We start from the raw sequence: 16,788 nt of genomic DNA, 5'->3' as shown, positions 1-16,788 counted from the left end.
ATGAAGAAGCTCGGAGTACCCATCGGAGTACTGGTCATCCTCGTCTGGTGCCTGCTGCCCGTCGTCTGGATCATCTCGCTGTCCTTCAAGTCCGAGGAGTCGGTCACCGCAGGCAACCCCGGGTTCCTCCCGTCCGACGGGACGAATGCCGGGTGGGACAACTACAACAAGGTCCTCACCGACGATCTGTATGACTTCTTCCCCCGCGCCATCATCAACTCCATCGGCATCAGCCTGATCGCGACCACGCTGAGCGTGATCGTGGCGACGCTGGCGGCGTACGCGATCGCGCGGCTGGAGTTCAAGGGCAAGAAGCTGGTGCTGACGATGTCGCTGGCCATCGCGATGTTCCCGGTGGTGTCGCTGATCGGACCGCTGTTCGACATGTGGCGCACGTTCGGGATCTACGACACCTGGCTGGGCCTGATCATCCCGTACATGTCGTTCACGCTTCCGCTGGCGATCTGGACACTCTCGGCGTTCTTCCGGGAGATCCCGTGGGAGATGGAGCAGGCGGCCCAGGTCGACGGCGCGACGTCGTGGCAGGCGTTCCGCAAGGTGATCGTGCCGCTGGCCGCGCCCGGGGTGTTCACGGCGGCGATCCTGACGTTCTTCTTCGCGTGGAACGACTTCGTGTTCGGGATCTCGCTGACTTCGACCGAGTCCGCGAGACCGATCCCGGCATCACTAGCGTTCTTCGTGGGTGCGGATCCGTTCAACCGGCCGGCATCGTTGCTCGCGGCGGCTGCCGTGATCTCCACGATTCCGATCATCATCATCGTCCTGCTGTTCCAGCGAAAGATCGTCGCCGGCCTGACCTCCGGCGCAGTGAAGGGTTGATCCGACATGGCTGCCATCACCATGCAAAACATCGTCAAGAAGTACGGCGACGGGTTCCCGGCCGTCAATGACGTCAGCATCGACGTCGCGGACGGGGAGTTCATGATCCTCGTCGGGCCGTCCGGATGCGGGAAGTCGACCCTGCTGCGGATGATCGTGGGTCTGGAGGACATCACCTCCGGCGACATGGTCATCGGCGAGCGCAAGGTCAACGACCTGGCTCCGCGCGACCGCAACCTCGCGATGGTGTTCCAGAACTACGCGCTCTACCCGCACCTGACGGTCTACGAGAACATCGCCTTCCCGCTCCGGCTCGCCGGAGCGTCGCAGGCGGAGGTGGACCAGAAGGTGCGCGAGGCGTCGAAGACGCTGGAGCTCGACGAGCACCTCGAGCGCAAACCCGGCAACCTGTCGGGCGGCCAGCGGCAGCGGGTCGCGATGGGTCGGGCGATCGTGCGCGACGCCGACGCGTTCCTGTTCGACGAGCCGCTGTCCAACCTCGACGCGAAGCTGCGTGGCCAGATGCGGACCGAGATCGCGCGGCTGCAGAAGCGGCTCGGCATCACGACGGTCTACGTCACCCACGACCAGACCGAGGCGATGACCCTGGGCGACCGGGTCGCCGTACTCAAGCGCGGCATCCTCCAGCAGCTCGCGACTCCACGCGAGCTCTACGAGAACCCGCTCAACCTGTTCGTCGCCGGCTTCATCGGCTCCCCGCCGATGAACTTCCTACCAGCCAAGGTCAGCGGCAACACCGTCGAGCTGCCGTTCGGCAACGTCACCATCCCCGCCGACAAGGCCAGCGCCGCCCAAGGCAAGGACCTGCTCATCGCAGGCATCCGGCCCGAGCACTTCGAGGACGCCTCGGTCCTGGACGCATCCGCCAAGACCAGCGGCTCGACGTTCCGGGCCACGGTGGACGTGGTCGAGTGGCTCGGCAACGAGGCTTACGCCTACGTCCCATACGAAGCGCACACCGACGTGGAGGCGCAGCTGAATCAGCTCGAGAAGGAGCTGGAGGGCGAGTCGCTGCGTACCCAGCTGGTGGTCTCGCTCGACGGCGCCAGCCGGATCAAGGAGGGTGACGAGGCCGAGATCTGGGTGAACTCGGCGAAGATCCACCTCTTCGACCCGGAGTCCGGCGAGAACCTCACCGCGGATCGCTCCGCGGCCGGGACCATCCCGCCCGACATGGACGCGGCGGCTCCGGCCGAGGCAGAGGGCGAGGCAGACGCAGGGGACGCGACGGATCTGACGAAGTAGGCGTTCAGGGGAAGTTCACGACCTGCTCGCTGACCGCAGCAGTCGGGTGCGCAAGGCTCACGGCCATGCGTACCCGACTGCTGGCGTTCGGCGCAGTTTCCTTGTTGCTGACCTCGATCGGTACGGCGTCCGCCGCCGCTCCTGACGGGGTCTACACCGCGACGGTCGAGACGCCGGCCAACTTCGACGACGAGGCCGGCGGCTACGCCAACGCCGACGACCCGGCGATCTACGTCGCCGATCGCCCGGCCCGCTCGGTGGTGCTCGGCACCCTCAAGAACGGCGGCCTGGACGCCTTCGACCTCGCCGGCCGCCGGATCCAGCACGTGGACGTGCCGCCCGCTCCCGGGGACGACCTCGAGGAGGGGCGGTTCAACAACGTCGACATCCTCACCGGCACCGGCTTCGGGGACCTCGCCGTGGTCACCGACCGCGGCCGAGACCGGCTGCGCAGCTACCGGATCGACCCGCGCGGTGCCGCTGCCGGCGACCGGGTGCTCACCGAGCTCACCTCACCGCGCGCGACTCGACTATTCAGCGCCACCGAACCGGAGGTCGAGGAGCAGCGGACCGGCTACGGGCTCGCGCTGCGCGAGCACCACCGTACGCCGTTGTCAGCCGGCGCAGCACCTCGACCGTCGGCCTGTTCCGGCTGCGCAAGGAGGCGGGCGGGGTCGGCTACCGGCGTACCGACGCCCTGGTGCTGCACGAGACGTTCCGGCTCTCCGACGGTACGTCGTGGACGCCGTGCGGCGAGCCCGGCGAGGGCCCGCAGGTGGAGGGCATGGTGGTCGACCCGCAGCACGACGTGCTGTACGCCGCGCAGGAGGACGTCGGCGTCTGGCGGATCCCGCTGCAGCGCGAGGCGTTCGGGCGGCCGGTGCTGATCGACCGGGTGCGCGAGTTCGGCCGGGACGCGACGTACGACCCGGAGACCGAGGAGTGCACGGTCTCCGCGATCCCGCACCCTGACAGCGGCACCCACCTGTCGGCCGACGCGGAGGGGCTGACCAGCGTCCGTCACCGGAACCGCTCGGTGACGCTGATCGTGTCCAGCCAGGGCGACAACAGGTTCGTGGAGTACACCCTGCGCGGGCGCTATCTGCGGACCTTCACGGTCGCGGCTGGCGCGGTGGACTCGGTCGAGCACAGCGACGGCACGGCAGTCACCACCGCGCCACTCGGGCCGCGCTTCCCGACCGGCCTGCTGGTGGTCCACGACGGCGAGAACACGCCCGCGGAGACCGCGGACGGCGAGGTCCGCGAGAACACCAACTTCAAGCTCGTGCCCTGGTCCTCCTAGCCTCCCGGGTCCGGCCTGGCAGGCTTGCGCCCGTGAACGGCTTCGTGAACGGACCCCCGAGGGCACACCACTACGAGTTCGCACATCGCGCCGTCCCGGCCGTGCTGATGGACCCGGCGGTCGACCTGACGCGGTACATCCGCAAGATCGGTCGTCTCCAGCGTGCCCTGACCGCGACCTGGAACGCCGTCGGGGCGGGACAGCCGCGCGACGAGCGGGTGGAGCGGACGGGTCTCACGGTCGGGCCTCGAGCGGTCGGTGGCGTTGACGCCCTGCTGATCACGCTCCCGCCCGCCCAGCGTCCGGCGGAGGCGCACTTCGCGCTCGTCCTGCCGCTCGAGCGATCGGCGTCGCGGCGCTACCTCACTCTCGACGTCGGATGGGACGCCGTACAGCAGCGCCCGCACACCGTGCTCGGCGAGTGGACGGCAGGCGGCCAGCGCAGCCTCGGGAACGGGCCGCCCCCGGAGGCCGGCCTCTTCGTCGACGCCGCCGCCGCCCTCACTGCCAGCTAGGGCGGATCAGTGGCCGAGGTGCTTGCGGAACTGATCCTTGAGGTCGCCCCGCGGGCGCTTGCGGCGGACGTTCACCCCGCCCCAGAAGGCGACGCCCTTGATCCGCAGGGTGGGTGAGTCCGGGCCGAGCTCCTCTTCCCCGCTACGCGGGCCGTCGAAGCCGCCCATGATCCCGATCCCGTCCATGACCAGGTGCACCGTCGGCGGGACGATGATCTCGGCGCCGCCCATGATCGCGTTGACCGTGATCGTGACCTCCTTGGCGGCGAAGCTCGCCTGCCGGAGGTCGAGGTTGGCGCCGCCCATCAGGGCCAGCACGTAGTAGTCGGCCGGCACCGTCCACGGGCCGCGCTTGTCGACGCCGCTCATGATCGCGATCGCGCGGTCCTTCTGGGCGCCGCCGGTGACCTTCGGCGCCGGCATCGCCGGCGTGGCCGCCGGGGCCGGGATCAGTGTCTGCGGCTGCTGCGGGAGGTCGGCCAGGATCGGCACCAGGTCGGCGTACACCTTGGCCGAGTACGTCGCCTCGAGCCGCTCGTCGAGCTCCTCGAAGTCGAGCCGTCCCTCCCCCGCCGCGTCGCGGAGCACGTCGGCCACCTTGTGCCGGTCGGCGTCGGAGATCCGCAGCTGCTGGGGGTCGGGCTGGTCCATGCGGACAGCGTATTGCGTGGGCCGAAGGCGGGTCAGCGGCGACGCTTCTTCTTCTTTGACTTCGACGACGAGTCGTTCTCCCACTCGTAGCCGGCAGTGCCCTTCTCACAGAAGCTGTCGTCCACCGTGGCGTCGGTCGCGTCGTGCTCGCAGTGCCGCGACGAGGAGCAGCCAGTGACAGCGAAGCCGCTGGTGACGACGGCGACGGAGGCGACGATGAGGCCGAGCTTGCGCATGGTGGAGCCTTTCGGGTGGACGTTCGGATGGTCGGGCCGCGAGCCTTATGCCCGCCGGCCGGTCACCCAAACCCGAAGGTTTTGCTTTCGCTAATTGCACGCCCGAGGTGGGTCAGGCCGGCACAGGCAGCCGAAGGCAGAGGCAGTCCCGATCGGTCCCATGCTGGTTCGCCACCGAGTGCGGGGCGAGGATCACCGGCGGCGTCAGCTCCTCCGCATGACCGCGCTGCGAGGCGAACCGTGCCACCACGTTGTGGAACCGGAACCGCCCGGAGGTGGTCTCCTCGATCAGGCGTGCGGCGACCAGCTCGTCGAGCAGCCGTCGGGCACGCGGCAGCGAGGTGTCGGCGGCCGCGGCGGCCAGATGCAGGCAGATGGACGGGCCGTCGTGCAGCCCGAGCCTGCCGAACAGCCGGGCGGCGCTCGGGCTGAGCTGGCGGTGAGCGGACCGCAGCGCCTCCCCGACCGACCGGGGGTCGCCGTCCAGCAGCACGTTGTCGCCGTCGTCGTGCGCCTCGCGCAGGAACGAGTCGATGGTCTGGCTGGGCCGGCCGAGCAGCTTGGTGGCGGCGTGCCGGATGGTGAGCGGCCAGCCGCCGCACCAGCGCACCAGCGCGTCGGCGTCGGGGTCGCGCAGGCGGTCGGCGCCCAAGATCTGCTCGAGCAGCTGCCGCGACCGGGCGTCGTCGAGCGGGCCGAGCAGCAGCTCGTGCACCCGGTGGTGGGTCGCGAGCGTGATCAGCCGGCGGCGGCTGGTCACCACCAGGCAGTTGCCGTCGCCCGGAGGCACCAGGGCCAGGACCTGGTCGACCGAGCCGGCGTTGTCGGCCACGATCAGCAGCCGGCGGTTACGGACGGAGGTGCGGTACGCCGCGACCCGGTCCGCGGGCGCTGCGGTGGCCAGCTCTGGTGCGCCCAGAGCGGTGAGCGCTGCGGCGACGGCGTCCTCTGGGGACGGCGTCGTGGTCGGGTCGTCGCCGTGCAGGTCGAGGAAGACCTGGCCGTCGCGGTGCCGGTCGGCGACGCCGTGCGCCCACTGCAGCACCAGGGCGGTCTTGCCGAGCCCGCCGGTGCCGGAGACCACCACCAGCTTCGGCTCGCCGTCGTCGCGGTCGACGGCCTCGGCCAGCCGGTGCAGCTCGTCCTCGCGGCCGACGAACTGGCCGACACCCGCGGGCAGCTGGGCGGGGACGCGCTCGGGAGTCGGGACCGACCGCGGCGCCGGAACGACCGGAGCCGCCGGAGCCGCCGATGGGACGGCGGCCGGCGGCTCCTGGGCAGGGACCTGGGCTAGGGCGCTCGCGGGCGGCGTGCCCGGTTGCCTGCGCTCGTCCCGCAGGCCCTCTCCTCTCAGGATGGCGGCATGCAGGTTGCGCAGGTCCGCGCACGGGTCGCTGCCCAGCTCGTCGACCAGTCGCTCACGGAGCTCCTGGTAGACCAGCAGGGCGTCGGCCTGGCGGTTGCTGCGGTAGAGGGCGGTCATGTGCAGGCCGGCGAGTCGCTCGCGCAGCGGATGCTCGGCCGAGGAGGCGGCCAGAGGCGCGATCACGCCGGCGTGGTTGCCGAGCTCGAGCTCGGCCTCGCAGTGGGCCTCCAGCAGGCCGACCCGCTGCTCCCCAAGGCGGGCCCGGTCCGCCGCCAGCCCGGGCGCGGTGGCACCGTCCAGCGGCTCACCCCGCCACTGGTCGAGGGCGGCGCCGTACAGCTCGGCGCGCTCGGCAGTGGTGGGTGCGCTCGCCGCCGCGGCCGCCAGCTCGTCGCAGGTGTCGACGTCGCGAGCCAGCTGGGTGCGGTCCAGGAGGTAGCCCGGATAGCGGGTCACCAGCATGCTGCCGACCTTGCGGCGTAGCGACGAGACCAGGCCCTGAATCCGGGACCGGGGCGCCGCGGGCAGCGCATCGCCCCACATCTGGTCGATCAGCCGGTCCGTGGACGTCGGGCTCCCTGGTGTCAGCGCCAGCAGGACCAGCAGGTTGCGCTCGAGCGGCGACAGCGCAACCTCCGCGCCGTCGACCAGTGCCTCGACCGGTCCGAGCAGTGCCACGTGGAGCGCGGCCGTGCTCGAGGTGCCCGCTGCGGGTCGGCGGGCCATCGTTCGTGACTGAGCCTGTAGGCCCATGTTCCCTCCCGAGGATTTCGTATGAAGGTGTAAAGCATCCCGAGACGGTGAGTCGATCAATGGTGCGTTCTAGGACGGCCTGCCGCAATGGGAAGAAAGTGGTCACAACTGGCCAATTGCATCTGGTCCCCCGGCGGTGCTATGGCGTCCGCAGCGGATCTGTACTCGGTTTGTAGCGCGTCCCGGCACTCTCGACGACATGGTCATCGACCCCGATCCGAGCAGCGCCAGCCGCTCGCAGGCGCACGCGCTGCATGCGCGCGACCTGACCTGCCAGACCCTCGGCATCGCCCTGACCGACGTCGCGCCCGGCTGGGCCAGCGTCGAGATGCGGGTGACCAAGTCGATGATGAACGGGCACGGCAAGACGCACGGCGGCTACCTCTTCCTGCTCGCCGACGCCGCCTTCGCCTACGCGTGCAACACCTACGGACCGGTCGCCGTCGCGCAGAGCGCCCAGGTGGCCTTCCTCCGGCCTGCCGAGGTGGGCGACGTCCTGGTCGCCGAGGCCGAGGAGCGGTCCCGGATCGGCCTGCACGGCATCTACGACGCCACCGTCCGCCGCCCCTCCGACGACGTCGTGGTCGCGGAGTTCCGCGGCCACAGCGTGATCCTGCCCGGCCGCCGTACGCCCTGACTTGGGTGGTCGAGCAGGTCTCGATACGGTCGCTGCGCGACCTACTCGACCACCGTGTGGCGGTGCCGATCCAGCACCACGTCGACCAGCTCGTCGGCCGAGCCGAGGTAGTCGGCGGGGTCGAGGAGGGCGGTGACCTGCTCCGGAGCTAGTACGCCGGCCAGCTCGGGGGCCGCCGTCAGCAGCTCGCCGAAGCTCGCCTCTCGCGCTGCGGCATCCCGTGAGATCCGGGCCAGCAGCGCCTTGGCCGGCGCCTTGCCGAGGGACGGGGCGAGAGCGACGTTGAGGCGCTCGGAGACGATGGTGCCGCCGCTGAGGGCGAGGTTGGCGGCGAGCGCGTCGGGGTGCACGACGAGGCCCTCGACCAGCTCGGCCGCGGTCGCGGCGGCGCCGGCGGCGAGCCGGAGGCCCTCGCGCAGCGGCTGCCACTCCGACTGCCAGCCGCCGGGTGAGCGCTCATCCTCGGCCAGCAGGGCGGCGCCGAGCATCATCGTGTACGCCGGTGCCTGGCGGGCCGCGGCGACCACCAGGGTGGCCAGCACCGGGTTCTGCTTCTGCGGCATCGCCGACGAGACGCCGCTGCGCTCGCCGGCCGGCTCGGTCAGCTCGCCGACCTCGGTGCGGGTGGCGCCGAGGACGTCGGTCGCGATCTTGCCGAGGGCGCCGGTGACCAGGGTGACCGTCCAGCCGACGTCGACCAGCGGGGTGCGATGGGTGTGCCACGGGACGCCGGGGTCGCGCAGCCCGAGCTCACGAGCTACCTCCGCCATCAGCGCGGGCCCATGGCCAGCGGTGTCGACACCGGCGAGGCCGGCGTACTCGACGTACGCCGCGAGCGTGCCCGCCGCTCCCCCGAGCGACACCGGCAGCGACTCCCGGACGGTCCGCAGCCGGTCCTGGGCGTCCATCACCAGCGACAGCCAGCCGGCGGCCTTGAGCCCGAAGGTCGTGGGTACGGCGTGCTGGGTCAGCGTGCGCGCGGCCATCGGCGTACCGCGGTGCTCATCGGCCAGGCGAGCCAGCGCGTCACAGACCCGGCCGAGGTCCGCGTCGACCGCCGCCAGCGCACGGGAGGCGAGCAGCATGGCGGCGGAGTCGAAGACGTCCTGGCTGGTGCTGCCGCGGTGGACGTACTCGGCGGCCTCCGGGTCGGCCGCGGCCACGATCGCGGTGACCTCGCGGACGAACTCCACGACCGGGTTGGCCGAGCCGCGCGAGCGAACCGCCAGCCCGGCGACGTCGACGAAACTGTGTTTGATTGCATCCGCGATCGCTGACGCCGCCGACTCCGGGACCACCCCGAGCCGAGCCTGGGCGCGCGCCAGCGCCACCTCGATCTCGACCATCGCGGCGACCCACGCCTCGTCCGACAGCTCGGCGGCCACCGGCACCCCGGCCCACACCGCGCTCAGCAGTCCGGTTTCCTCGCTCATGCCTGTGCTCCTTCAGTGGTCCGGACCAGCGAGAGGGCGGCGCGGGCGATGGCGTCGGCGTCGCCGAGGATCACCGAGTCGACGCCGGGGCGAACGCCGGCCGCGGTCCCCCAGTGCACCGGCTCGGTCGGGACGCCGAAGGCGAAGCGCCGCGGGTGCGCGCGGCCGGCTGCGTCGAGCAGCCGGTAGGGCTTCGGGGTCACGGCCAGCCCGCCGGTCCGGTAGTCGTCGTCCGGGTCGCTGATCCGGTACGTCGTGCACTCGCCGCGGGCGAGCAGGCCGGAGACCAGCGGGTCGGTGGTGCACCGGATGTCGACGTCGTGCAGCCGCGCGTCGACCAGCGCGGTCACCAGCACCTCGTCCCCCGGCACGTCCGACGACACCAGCCAGCCCGCGCCACCCGGCGCCGCCGCGACCCGCATACCGGGACCACAGATCCGCAGCACGCCCGCCTCCATCAGCGCCACCATCTCCTCGACCCGGCTCGGCGGCGGCCCGATCGATAGGTAGGCGTTCAGCGGGGTGTACCAGCCCTCCAGCTCGTCGCGGTACGACGACCCCGCGAGGCCGCCGTGGTCGACGACCAGGCGGACCTCGTTGCGGATGTCGCGCATCACGTCCAGCGCGGCCTTGAGCGGGCCGCGGACATTGCCCTGCCGGGCCTCGTCGAGGTCGTGGCGCAGGTGGTCGAGCAGCCACGCCTGATAGTCGGCCGGTCCGCTGAACCGCCGCGTGCCCGCCGGCCGCGCGATCCGCTCCCAGTCCCAGCGGTCCTCCGCGGCGATCCCGAAGCGGGTCAGCAGCGCATCCTCGTCCGCCACGTCCGGCAGCCCGACGTACTCCCCGAGGAAGTCGGTGGCCGTCGTGAGGCCGGACCGCCGCACGAGCAGCGCGTGGTGGTAGACCGCGCGCACCTCCCGGTCGACCAGCGGCCAGACGTCGGCGACGAACCGCACCACACCAGCCCCATCTTCTTTGGCGGCCTCGGCCCGCGCCCGCAGCTCCTTGATCACCTCGGCGGTGAGGAACAGCGGCTGGTGCCGGCCGTTCACGCCCTTCTGGTTGGCGCCGCGCGAGTGGTACGGGACGCCGCGGCGCGACCCGGCGACCAGCAGCGGCTCGAGCCCGGACGGCTCGTACCGCAGGGCGCCGCCCTCGTCACGGACGAAACGGCCGTCGCGCCCCACGGTCAGCAGCGCCTGGTAGTCGAAGTAGTTCAGCCCGAGCCCGCGCAGCCCGACCGGCATACCCGGGCGGATCCGGTCCAGACGGGCCTCGGCCGGGTTGCCGGTCGGCACGTAGACCAGGTCGTGCCGGCGGGCGTGCTCGGTGTACGCCGTCTCGTCGGCGCACGCGCGCTGGTCGAGGTGACCGAGGGCGAGGACGACCGCGTCCAGGCCGCCGAGCGCCGTCCCGTCCGCCAGTGCGACCCGCTGACGACCGCTCGACTCGTCGGCGAGGCCGACCGCGGCGGTGGCGTGCCGGCGTACCACGACCAGGTCCGGGACGAACCGCTCCAGCCGCCCGAGGACCCAGCGCAGGTAGTGGCCGTAGAACGCCCGGGTCGGGTAGCTGTCCGGGCCGAGCGCCTCGGCCTCGGCGTACACCCAGTCCGGGTACGGACCGAACGGCTCGGTCGGCACGAACAGCTTCGCCCACTCGAACAGGCTCGGCCCGGTCCGCACCGGCCCGTCGCAGCTGACGCTGTCGTCGGTGAACATCGTGACCTGCGAGGCCACGGTGTTCATCAGCAGCTCGCCCGGCTGGCTGGTCCGCCACACCCGGCCGCCCACCTCGAGATGCGGGTCGACCACGTGGACGACGATCCGCTGGTGGCCGGCGGCCGCGTTGCTGCACAGGCGCTCCAGCACCGACAGCCCACGCGGCCCCAGACCCACCACACAGACGGTGTGCACGCCGCCTACTGCGTACTCGTGAGCAACCCAGCGTGCCGGGTGCGCAGCTCGCGCTTGAGGACCTTGCCGGTCGGGCCGAGCGGGAAGTCCGCGGCGGTGCGCGCGATCACCACCGCCGCGAGCTCCGCGTGCCCGACGGCGGCCAGTTCCTTGTTGGCGCGCTCCAGGATCTCCGGTTCGGAGGCGTCGGCGTCGGCCTGCAGCTGTACGACGGCGACCGGGCGCAGCCCGTCACCGGCCGCCGACGGCACTCCGACCACCGAGCAGTCGCGCACCAGGTCCGCGCAGTCGGCGAGCAGCACCTCTTCCAAAGGCAGGCTGTAGACCGGTCCGTCGGCGGTGTCGATGACGTCGACGGTCCGGTCCAGGTGGTAGAACCGGCCCTCCGCGTCGCGACGCGCGACGTCGCCGGTCAGCCACCAGCCGGCGAGCCGGAAGGACTCGGTGAGCCGCTGGTTGTTCCAGTAGCCGGGCGTCAGCGAGGGCGTATTCACCGCGAGCAGCCCGACGGTGCCGTCCGGCAGCTCGTTGCCGTCGGGGTCCAGGACGGCCGCGGTGACCACCTCCAGCGGCTTGCCGACGCAGCGGTCGTCGCGCGGCGTTTCCGGCGAGGTGATCTGCCCGAAGTTGGCCATCCCCATCTCCGACGAGCCGAGGCCGTCGATGAACTGCGAGCCGGCGAGCGGCTCTTCCTCGGCTGCTTCGCGCGGCAGCAGCCACGGCTTGATCAGTCCGGCGGGCCGCTCGCCGAGGGTGACCAGCCGGCGGATGTGGCCGTAGTGGGCGGAGTCGCCGGTGTTGAACCAGGAGTGCACCTTCGCGGCGCCCGCGACCGGCAGCTCACCAGTCGCGAGCTCGACGAAGCTGCGCGGGAACGAGCACACCATCGTCGGCTGGAACGCCTCCATCACCGGCTCGACGACGGTACGGCGCCAGTCGGCCATGGTGACGATCGGCAGTCCGAGCAGGGTCGCGGTCAGGAAGTAGGACAGGCCGCCGGCGTGGGTGTGCGGCATCAGGCACATCAGCCGGTCGCCGGGCTGGGCCGGGAACCGGGTCATCCGCGGCTGCTTGCCGTCCCAGAACTGGCGGTGCGCGAGGATCGTCGACTTCGGGATCCCGGTGGTGCCGGAGGAGTGGATCAGCGCGACCATGTCGTCGGCGGCGTGCTGGTAGGGGTACGGCGTCGGCAGCTCGATCCCGCTGACGTCGCCCGCCCGCACCTCGGAGGTCAGGGCCACGAAGCGCGGCCGGCGCAGCTCGCCGCCGCGGTAGGCGGTGAGCAGCCGGGTTGTGTCGTCGGCGACCACGCCGACCACGCCGACGTGGTCGAGGTACTGGACCATGATGTCGGGCCGCATCGCGTCGTTGACCAGGGTCGGGATCGCCCCCAGCGCCGAGAGCGCGAGGAAGTGGATCACCGGCTCCAGGCCCTCGGCGATCACCACAGCCACCGGCTCGCCGGCCTGGACGCCGTTGGCGGCGTACCACTTGGCATAGCGGTCCCGCAGCCGGACCAGGTCCTCCAGGCTGTGGCCCTTGAGCACCACCTCACCGCGGTGGTCGAGGCTGTGGCTGAACGCGAACGGGACCGAGCGGTTCGGGTTGTGCGCGACCGCGTAGTCGAGGAAGTTGCCGGCGCCGAGGTTGGGCTCGGTCATGAACCGCTCGCGGACCGCGAGCGGAGCGAAGGTGGTGCCTGTCGTGCCTGTTGTGGCGGTGTCGCTCATCGCGATCTCCTTGCTTCTAGTGGTGTTGTTCGGTGACTTCGTCGGCAGCCCGCTGGCCGGAGCGGATCGCGCCCTCCATCAGCCCGAAGAACTCGAGGCTGGTCTCGGTGCCGGCCCAGTGGATGCGACCGGACGGGCCGGCGGGTGTTGCCAGGGTGGGGCCGAGGGCGAGCCAGTCACCGGGCCCGAACAGCGCGGCGTAGCAGCCGCGGCTGTAGTCCTGGTTGACCCAGTCGGTGAGGTGGAAGTCCAGCGGTGCCGGGAGCTCGGGGAAGACCCGGGACGCCTGGTCGACCGCGGCAGCGCGCTGCTCGTCGTACGACAGGGCGCCGTACGCGCGCGCCTCGCGGCCGGTGACGAAGCCGGTCAGCACGCCCGCGCCGCCCTCGGCCGGTGAGTCGTCGACCGTCGAGAGCAGCGGACCGCCGGCGTTGACCGACCAGCCGGACAGCCCGGCGTCGCGCCACAGTGGCTCCGGGTAGACCAGGTGCAGCTTGACCGCCGACCCGCGCCCGGTGGCCGCGGTGGCGCGTGGGGCCGGCCGCGGCGTGATCTCGATGCGGTCGGCCAGCGGCGGCGGTACGGCGATGATCACGGCGGCTGCGTCATACGACCCGGTCGCTATCGAGCTCGTCTCGTATGACGTCCGCACCAGCACCCCGGCGCCGGTGTCCTCGATCGCCACGACAGGCTCGCCGAGCCGGACTGAGCCCGGCTGGCGCGCTACCAGGTCGGCGGCGAGCTGCTCGCAGATCTGGTGCGCGCCACCGGCGACCCGGCTCTCCTGGGCACCGCCCGCGAACGCGTTGAGATAGCTGATCCCGCCGCCGGAGCGCAGGTAGAACGCGACGTGCAGCATCGACACGTCGGCCGGCGCGGCCGCCATCATCTCGCCGAGGAACAGCGGGAAGAACAGCCGTGCGTCGGGATGGGTGAGGTGCTCGGCGGCCCACTCGGCCGCTGTCAGCCGGTCCAGCCGCTCGGCGTCGGGCGTCAGCCACGGCGCGGCCGGGTCGACCTGGCGGGTCAGCTCGTCGAGCAGGTCGAACATCTCCCCCAGCGCCACCGCGTTCAGCGGCGGGAAGCGTCCGTCACGGGTCTGGTCGCCGTCACCGCCGAGCAGGAACCGGCTCGCGCCGTCCATGTCGGTCGGGGTGGTCTTCAGGCCGAGCTCGGCGAGCAGGTCGACCAGCCCGGTGTGCCGCTCGCCGAGGTACGCCGCGCCCGCGTCGACCCAGCGCTCGGGCGCGACCTCGATGCCATGGGTGCGGCCGCCGACCCGGTTCCGTGCCTCCATGACCATGACGTCGAAGCCGGCGTCGGCCAGCCGGGTGGCGGCGACCAGGCCCGAGAGGCCCGCGCCGACGACGACCACGGTCACGGTGCGACCTCGATCAGGGCCGCCAGTCCGGACGGCGTCGGGTCGACCACGAACTCGTCGAAGGTCAGCTCCACGTCGTACTCCCGGGCGATCGCGGACAGCACCCGGGTCGCCAGCAGCGAGTCCCCGCCGGCGGCGAAGAAGTCGGTGCGCTCGTCGAGGTCGTCGAGCTCCAGGACCCGGCGGAAGGTTCCGGCAATGGCGCTCTCGATAGTGACGGTGCTAACGGCGCGGGTCATGGGGTGGCCTCCTGATGGGTCGTCGTAGCGGGTGGCGGGGCGTAGCGCTCGTGGGTGGCCCGGCGGTCGACCTTGCCGCTGGCGGTGCGGACCAGCTCGGGGACGACGGCGATCCGGGCCGGCAACAGGTGGGCGGGCGCGGTGTCCTGGAGGTGGCTGCGCAGCTCGGCGGGCAGGTCACCAGCCACAGCCGTAGCGACGACGTACGCCGCGAGCACGGTCCGCTCGGACACGGTGACGCCGGTGACGGCCGCGGCGGTGACCGCCGGATGGGCGAGCAGGTGCGCCTCAACCTCGCCCGGGTCGACTCGGATCCCGCGGACCTTGACCTGCGCGTCAAGCCGGCCGAGATGCAGAAGATGCGGTCCGGCGCGGCGGACCCGGTCGCCGGTGCGGTAGAAGCGCTGGCCGCCGCAGGTGACGAACCGCTCCGCGGTCTCCTCCGGCAGCCCGAGATAGCCGGACGCGAGCGACGGGCCGCCGACCCAGAGCTCGCCGTCCTCGGTGAGGTGCTCGCGGACATGCGGCAGCGCGGTCCCGATCGGTACGTCTGCGCCGGTCAGCCCGGTCAGCTCCGCGGCGTGAGTGATCAGCGCGGTCTCGGTGGCGCCGTACGTGTTGAGCAGCTGGATCCGTGCGGTGTCCAGTGCATGCCACTCGGCGAGCCGAGCCGGGTTCGCGGCCTCGCCGCCGATCACCACCAGCCGCAGGCAGTTGGGCAGCGGCTCGCGGGTCTCGGCGAGGTGGTGCACCAGCTCGTGCCAGAACGCGGTCGGCAGGTCCAGCACGGTGATCGCCTGCCGGGCGACCATCCGCAGGAAGCGCGGCAGCGAGCCGGTGTGCGCCTCGGCGTCGAAGACCAGGGTCGCGCCGCCGGTCAGCGTCGGCAGGATCTCCTCGAAGCAGGTGTCCCAGCTGAGCGAGGCGAACTGCAGCACCCGGTCCTCCGGCGTGATCGCGAACAGCTCGCGCAGGGCCGGCACCACCGCGTCGACCGCGCCGTGCGGCACCGGCACCGGCTTGGGCCGGCCGGTGGAGCCCGACGTGAAGAGCACATACGCCGTGTCCGCCGGCAGTGCCTCGGCGGCGGTGCCGGCGAGCAGGCGGGCCGCATGGTCGGCGGGCAGCCTCGGGTCGAGTGGGCAGTAGCTGCCGCCGGCCAGCCAGGCGCCGAACAGGCTCACGACGGTGTCCGGCGCATGCCGGGTCGCGACCCGCACCACGCCGGGCCGCGCGCCGTACTCCCGCGCCGCGAGCTCGACCCGCCGCCACAGCTCGGCGTACGAGACCGACTCGTCGCCATGGACCACCGCGGCCTGGTCGCCGGCGCGCTCGGCGTGAGCGCACAGGTCAGCGACGGCACGAGGCGCAGCGACGACAGCAGGCATGGCGCAGAGCGTCACGGAGCCGGCTACAGATCGACTGCAGATCCGCTCACCTGCCGCCGTAGTCGATCCGCACCGGATTCGTGGCGGCCGCGTCCAGGCTCGCCCCCATGACCACCACCAGCCCCCTGCGCCGACTGTGCTGGATCTTCCCCGACCGGGAGTCGACCCGGATGCGGGCGATCTGGCAAGGCGCCTTCTGGAACGACTACGCCGAGGCCGCCGCCGACCTCGGCCTCGAGTGGACCGTCCGTCCGCCCGACGCGATCTCTGTGGACGCCCGCGAGCCCGGCCGGCCGCGGGTCTTCCTCGACGGTGAGCTGGTGACGCCGGAGGACACGCTGTTCCTCACCGCGCTCTACTCACTGCCGTACCAGACCATGGACATCCAGAACCAGTACTCGATCTACGCGGTGCTGGAGCAGGCCGGCTTCTATCTGCCGCTGCCGCCGTGGCTCTCGCCGATCGCCAACGACAAGCTCGCGGCCGTCCTCCGGTACGCCGACAGCCCGGTGCCGCCGATCCCCACGATCCGGGTCGCGGCCAGCCGGGACGTCGGGATGAACCTGTACGACGACGCCATCGCCGACCTGGAGTACCCCGTGGTCGTGAAGCCGACCGGCTGGGCCTCGGGGCGAGGGGTGTGCCTGGCCAACAACCTGATCGAGCTGCGCGCACTGCTCAGCCTCGCCGAAGGCGGCGACACCACGATCGCCGTCCAGCCCTACCTCGGCGCGGGCACCGACGACTACGGCGTCTTCATCATCGAGGGGAAGCCGCACACCGTGGTGCGTCGTACGCCGGGGAAGGGCGCGGTGTCACCGCGGGCCGGCACCGGCGGGACCAGCGGCTTCGTGCCGCTGCCCGACGAGCTGGCCGAGGCGGCTGCCTACTTCGCCGCCCAGGTGCCGATCCCGTACTTCCGTGCCGACTTCCTGTACGACGGCAGCCGGTTCTGGTTCTCCGAGATCGAGCCCGACGGCTGCATCATCGCGCCCGACGACACTCCCGCTGCCGCGGCGCAGGCGCGCTCCGTCGTCACGGAGCGCTGGTCGGCCTACCGTCGTGGCCACGCCCAGTGGCTCGAGGACGCGATCGCGCTGTCGTCCAACGCCCACGAACTGGTCTGAGGCCGGC

General features: G+C 71.9%; 16 protein-coding genes. 7 read left to right on the top strand and 9 right to left on the bottom strand.

The window, feature by feature from the left end; genetic code table 11:
- The 5 genes from DDV73_RS21325 (at position 1) to DDV73_RS21310 (ending at position 3,924) form a co-directional block, all read left to right on the top strand.
- A complete protein-coding gene (locus tag DDV73_RS21325) occupies positions 1-840 on the top strand; it encodes a carbohydrate ABC transporter permease (protein ID WP_109509263.1) in 840 nt (279 codons plus the stop codon).
- 6 nt (positions 841-846) lie between these two features.
- Positions 847-2,106, top strand: a complete 1,260-nt coding sequence (locus tag DDV73_RS21320) for an ABC transporter ATP-binding protein (protein WP_109509262.1) — start codon at positions 847-849, stop codon at positions 2,104-2,106.
- Between the two features lie 65 nt (positions 2,107-2,171).
- On the top strand, positions 2,172-2,993 hold the full coding sequence (locus tag DDV73_RS21315; protein ID WP_206051009.1) for a phytase: 822 nt from the start codon (positions 2,172-2,174) through the stop codon (positions 2,991-2,993).
- On the top strand, positions 2,891-3,409 hold the full coding sequence (locus DDV73_RS28890; protein ID WP_206051008.1) for a phytase: 519 nt from the start codon (positions 2,891-2,893) through the stop codon (positions 3,407-3,409). The genes DDV73_RS21315 and DDV73_RS28890 overlap by 103 nt, the downstream gene beginning before the upstream one ends.
- Positions 3,410-3,441: 32 nt before the next feature.
- Positions 3,442-3,924, top strand: coding sequence for a hypothetical protein (locus DDV73_RS21310; protein ID WP_109509261.1), 483 nt, complete (start codon positions 3,442-3,444; stop codon positions 3,922-3,924).
- Between the two features lie 6 nt (positions 3,925-3,930).
- On the opposite strand, the gene DDV73_RS21305 is transcribed toward DDV73_RS21310, so the two are convergent.
- From DDV73_RS21305 to DDV73_RS21295, 3 genes are all read right to left on the bottom strand, one after another.
- Complete coding sequence (locus DDV73_RS21305; RefSeq protein WP_109509260.1) at positions 3,931-4,575, bottom strand: DUF1707 SHOCT-like domain-containing protein; 645 nt, start codon at positions 4,573-4,575, stop codon at positions 3,931-3,933.
- A gap of 32 nt (positions 4,576-4,607) precedes the next feature.
- Positions 4,608-4,811 carry a hypothetical protein gene (locus DDV73_RS21300; protein ID WP_109509259.1) on the bottom strand — a complete coding sequence of 68 codons (204 nt, stop codon included), beginning with the start codon at positions 4,809-4,811 and terminating at the stop codon, positions 4,608-4,610.
- 112 nt (positions 4,812-4,923) lie between these two features.
- A complete protein-coding gene (locus tag DDV73_RS21295) occupies positions 4,924-6,903 on the bottom strand; it encodes an AfsR/SARP family transcriptional regulator (RefSeq protein WP_161962490.1) in 1,980 nt (659 codons plus the stop codon).
- A 226-nt stretch (positions 6,904-7,129) separates the two neighbouring features.
- On the opposite strand from DDV73_RS21295, the gene paaI reads away from it, so the two are divergent.
- Positions 7,130-7,567 carry a hydroxyphenylacetyl-CoA thioesterase PaaI gene (gene paaI / locus DDV73_RS21290; protein ID WP_109509257.1) on the top strand — a complete coding sequence of 146 codons (438 nt, stop codon included), beginning with the start codon at positions 7,130-7,132 and terminating at the stop codon, positions 7,565-7,567.
- 41 nt (positions 7,568-7,608) lie between these two features.
- Here the strand turns inward: paaI and DDV73_RS21285 are convergent, their stop codons facing one another.
- Genes DDV73_RS21285 through DDV73_RS21260 form a run of 6 tightly spaced genes read right to left on the bottom strand, consistent with a single transcriptional unit; the run spans position 7,609 to position 15,654 of the window.
- Entirely contained in the window at positions 7,609-9,000 is a 1,392-nt protein-coding gene (locus DDV73_RS21285; protein ID WP_109509256.1) for a class-II fumarase/aspartase family protein, read from the bottom strand.
- Complete coding sequence (locus DDV73_RS21280) at positions 8,997-10,898, bottom strand: FAD/NAD(P)-binding protein (protein WP_206051007.1); 1,902 nt, start codon at positions 10,896-10,898, stop codon at positions 8,997-8,999. The genes DDV73_RS21285 and DDV73_RS21280 overlap by 4 nt, the downstream gene beginning before the upstream one ends.
- Positions 10,899-10,921: 23 nt before the next feature.
- Entirely contained in the window at positions 10,922-12,646 is a 1,725-nt protein-coding gene (locus DDV73_RS21275; RefSeq protein ID WP_109509255.1) for a class I adenylate-forming enzyme family protein, read from the bottom strand.
- A 16-nt stretch (positions 12,647-12,662) separates the two neighbouring features.
- Positions 12,663-14,027 carry a flavin monoamine oxidase family protein gene (locus tag DDV73_RS21270; protein WP_109509254.1) on the bottom strand — a complete coding sequence of 455 codons (1,365 nt, stop codon included), beginning with the start codon at positions 14,025-14,027 and terminating at the stop codon, positions 12,663-12,665.
- The gene (locus tag DDV73_RS21265) at positions 14,024-14,266 is read right to left on the bottom strand and encodes a phosphopantetheine-binding protein (RefSeq protein ID WP_109509253.1); all 243 of its coding nucleotides are present in this window, start codon (positions 14,264-14,266) and stop codon (positions 14,024-14,026) included. The genes DDV73_RS21270 and DDV73_RS21265 overlap by 4 nt, the downstream gene beginning before the upstream one ends.
- Positions 14,263-15,654, bottom strand: a complete 1,392-nt coding sequence (locus DDV73_RS21260) for an amino acid adenylation domain-containing protein (RefSeq protein ID WP_109509252.1) — start codon at positions 15,652-15,654, stop codon at positions 14,263-14,265. The genes DDV73_RS21265 and DDV73_RS21260 overlap by 4 nt, the downstream gene beginning before the upstream one ends.
- 107 nt (positions 15,655-15,761) lie before the next feature.
- Here DDV73_RS21260 and DDV73_RS21255 point away from each other — a divergent pair, with 107 nt between their 5' ends.
- Complete coding sequence (locus DDV73_RS21255; RefSeq protein WP_109509251.1) at positions 15,762-16,781, top strand: ATP-grasp domain-containing protein; 1,020 nt, start codon at positions 15,762-15,764, stop codon at positions 16,779-16,781.
- Positions 16,782-16,788 lie beyond the last annotated feature (7 nt).

It is taken from the genome of Nocardioides speluncae (assembly GCF_003121585.1).
Lineage (GTDB): Bacteria > Actinomycetota > Actinomycetes > Propionibacteriales > Nocardioidaceae > Nocardioides > Nocardioides speluncae.
The sequence above is the reverse complement of the archived record's forward strand: the minus strand, read 5'-3'. Positions and strand labels throughout refer to the sequence as shown.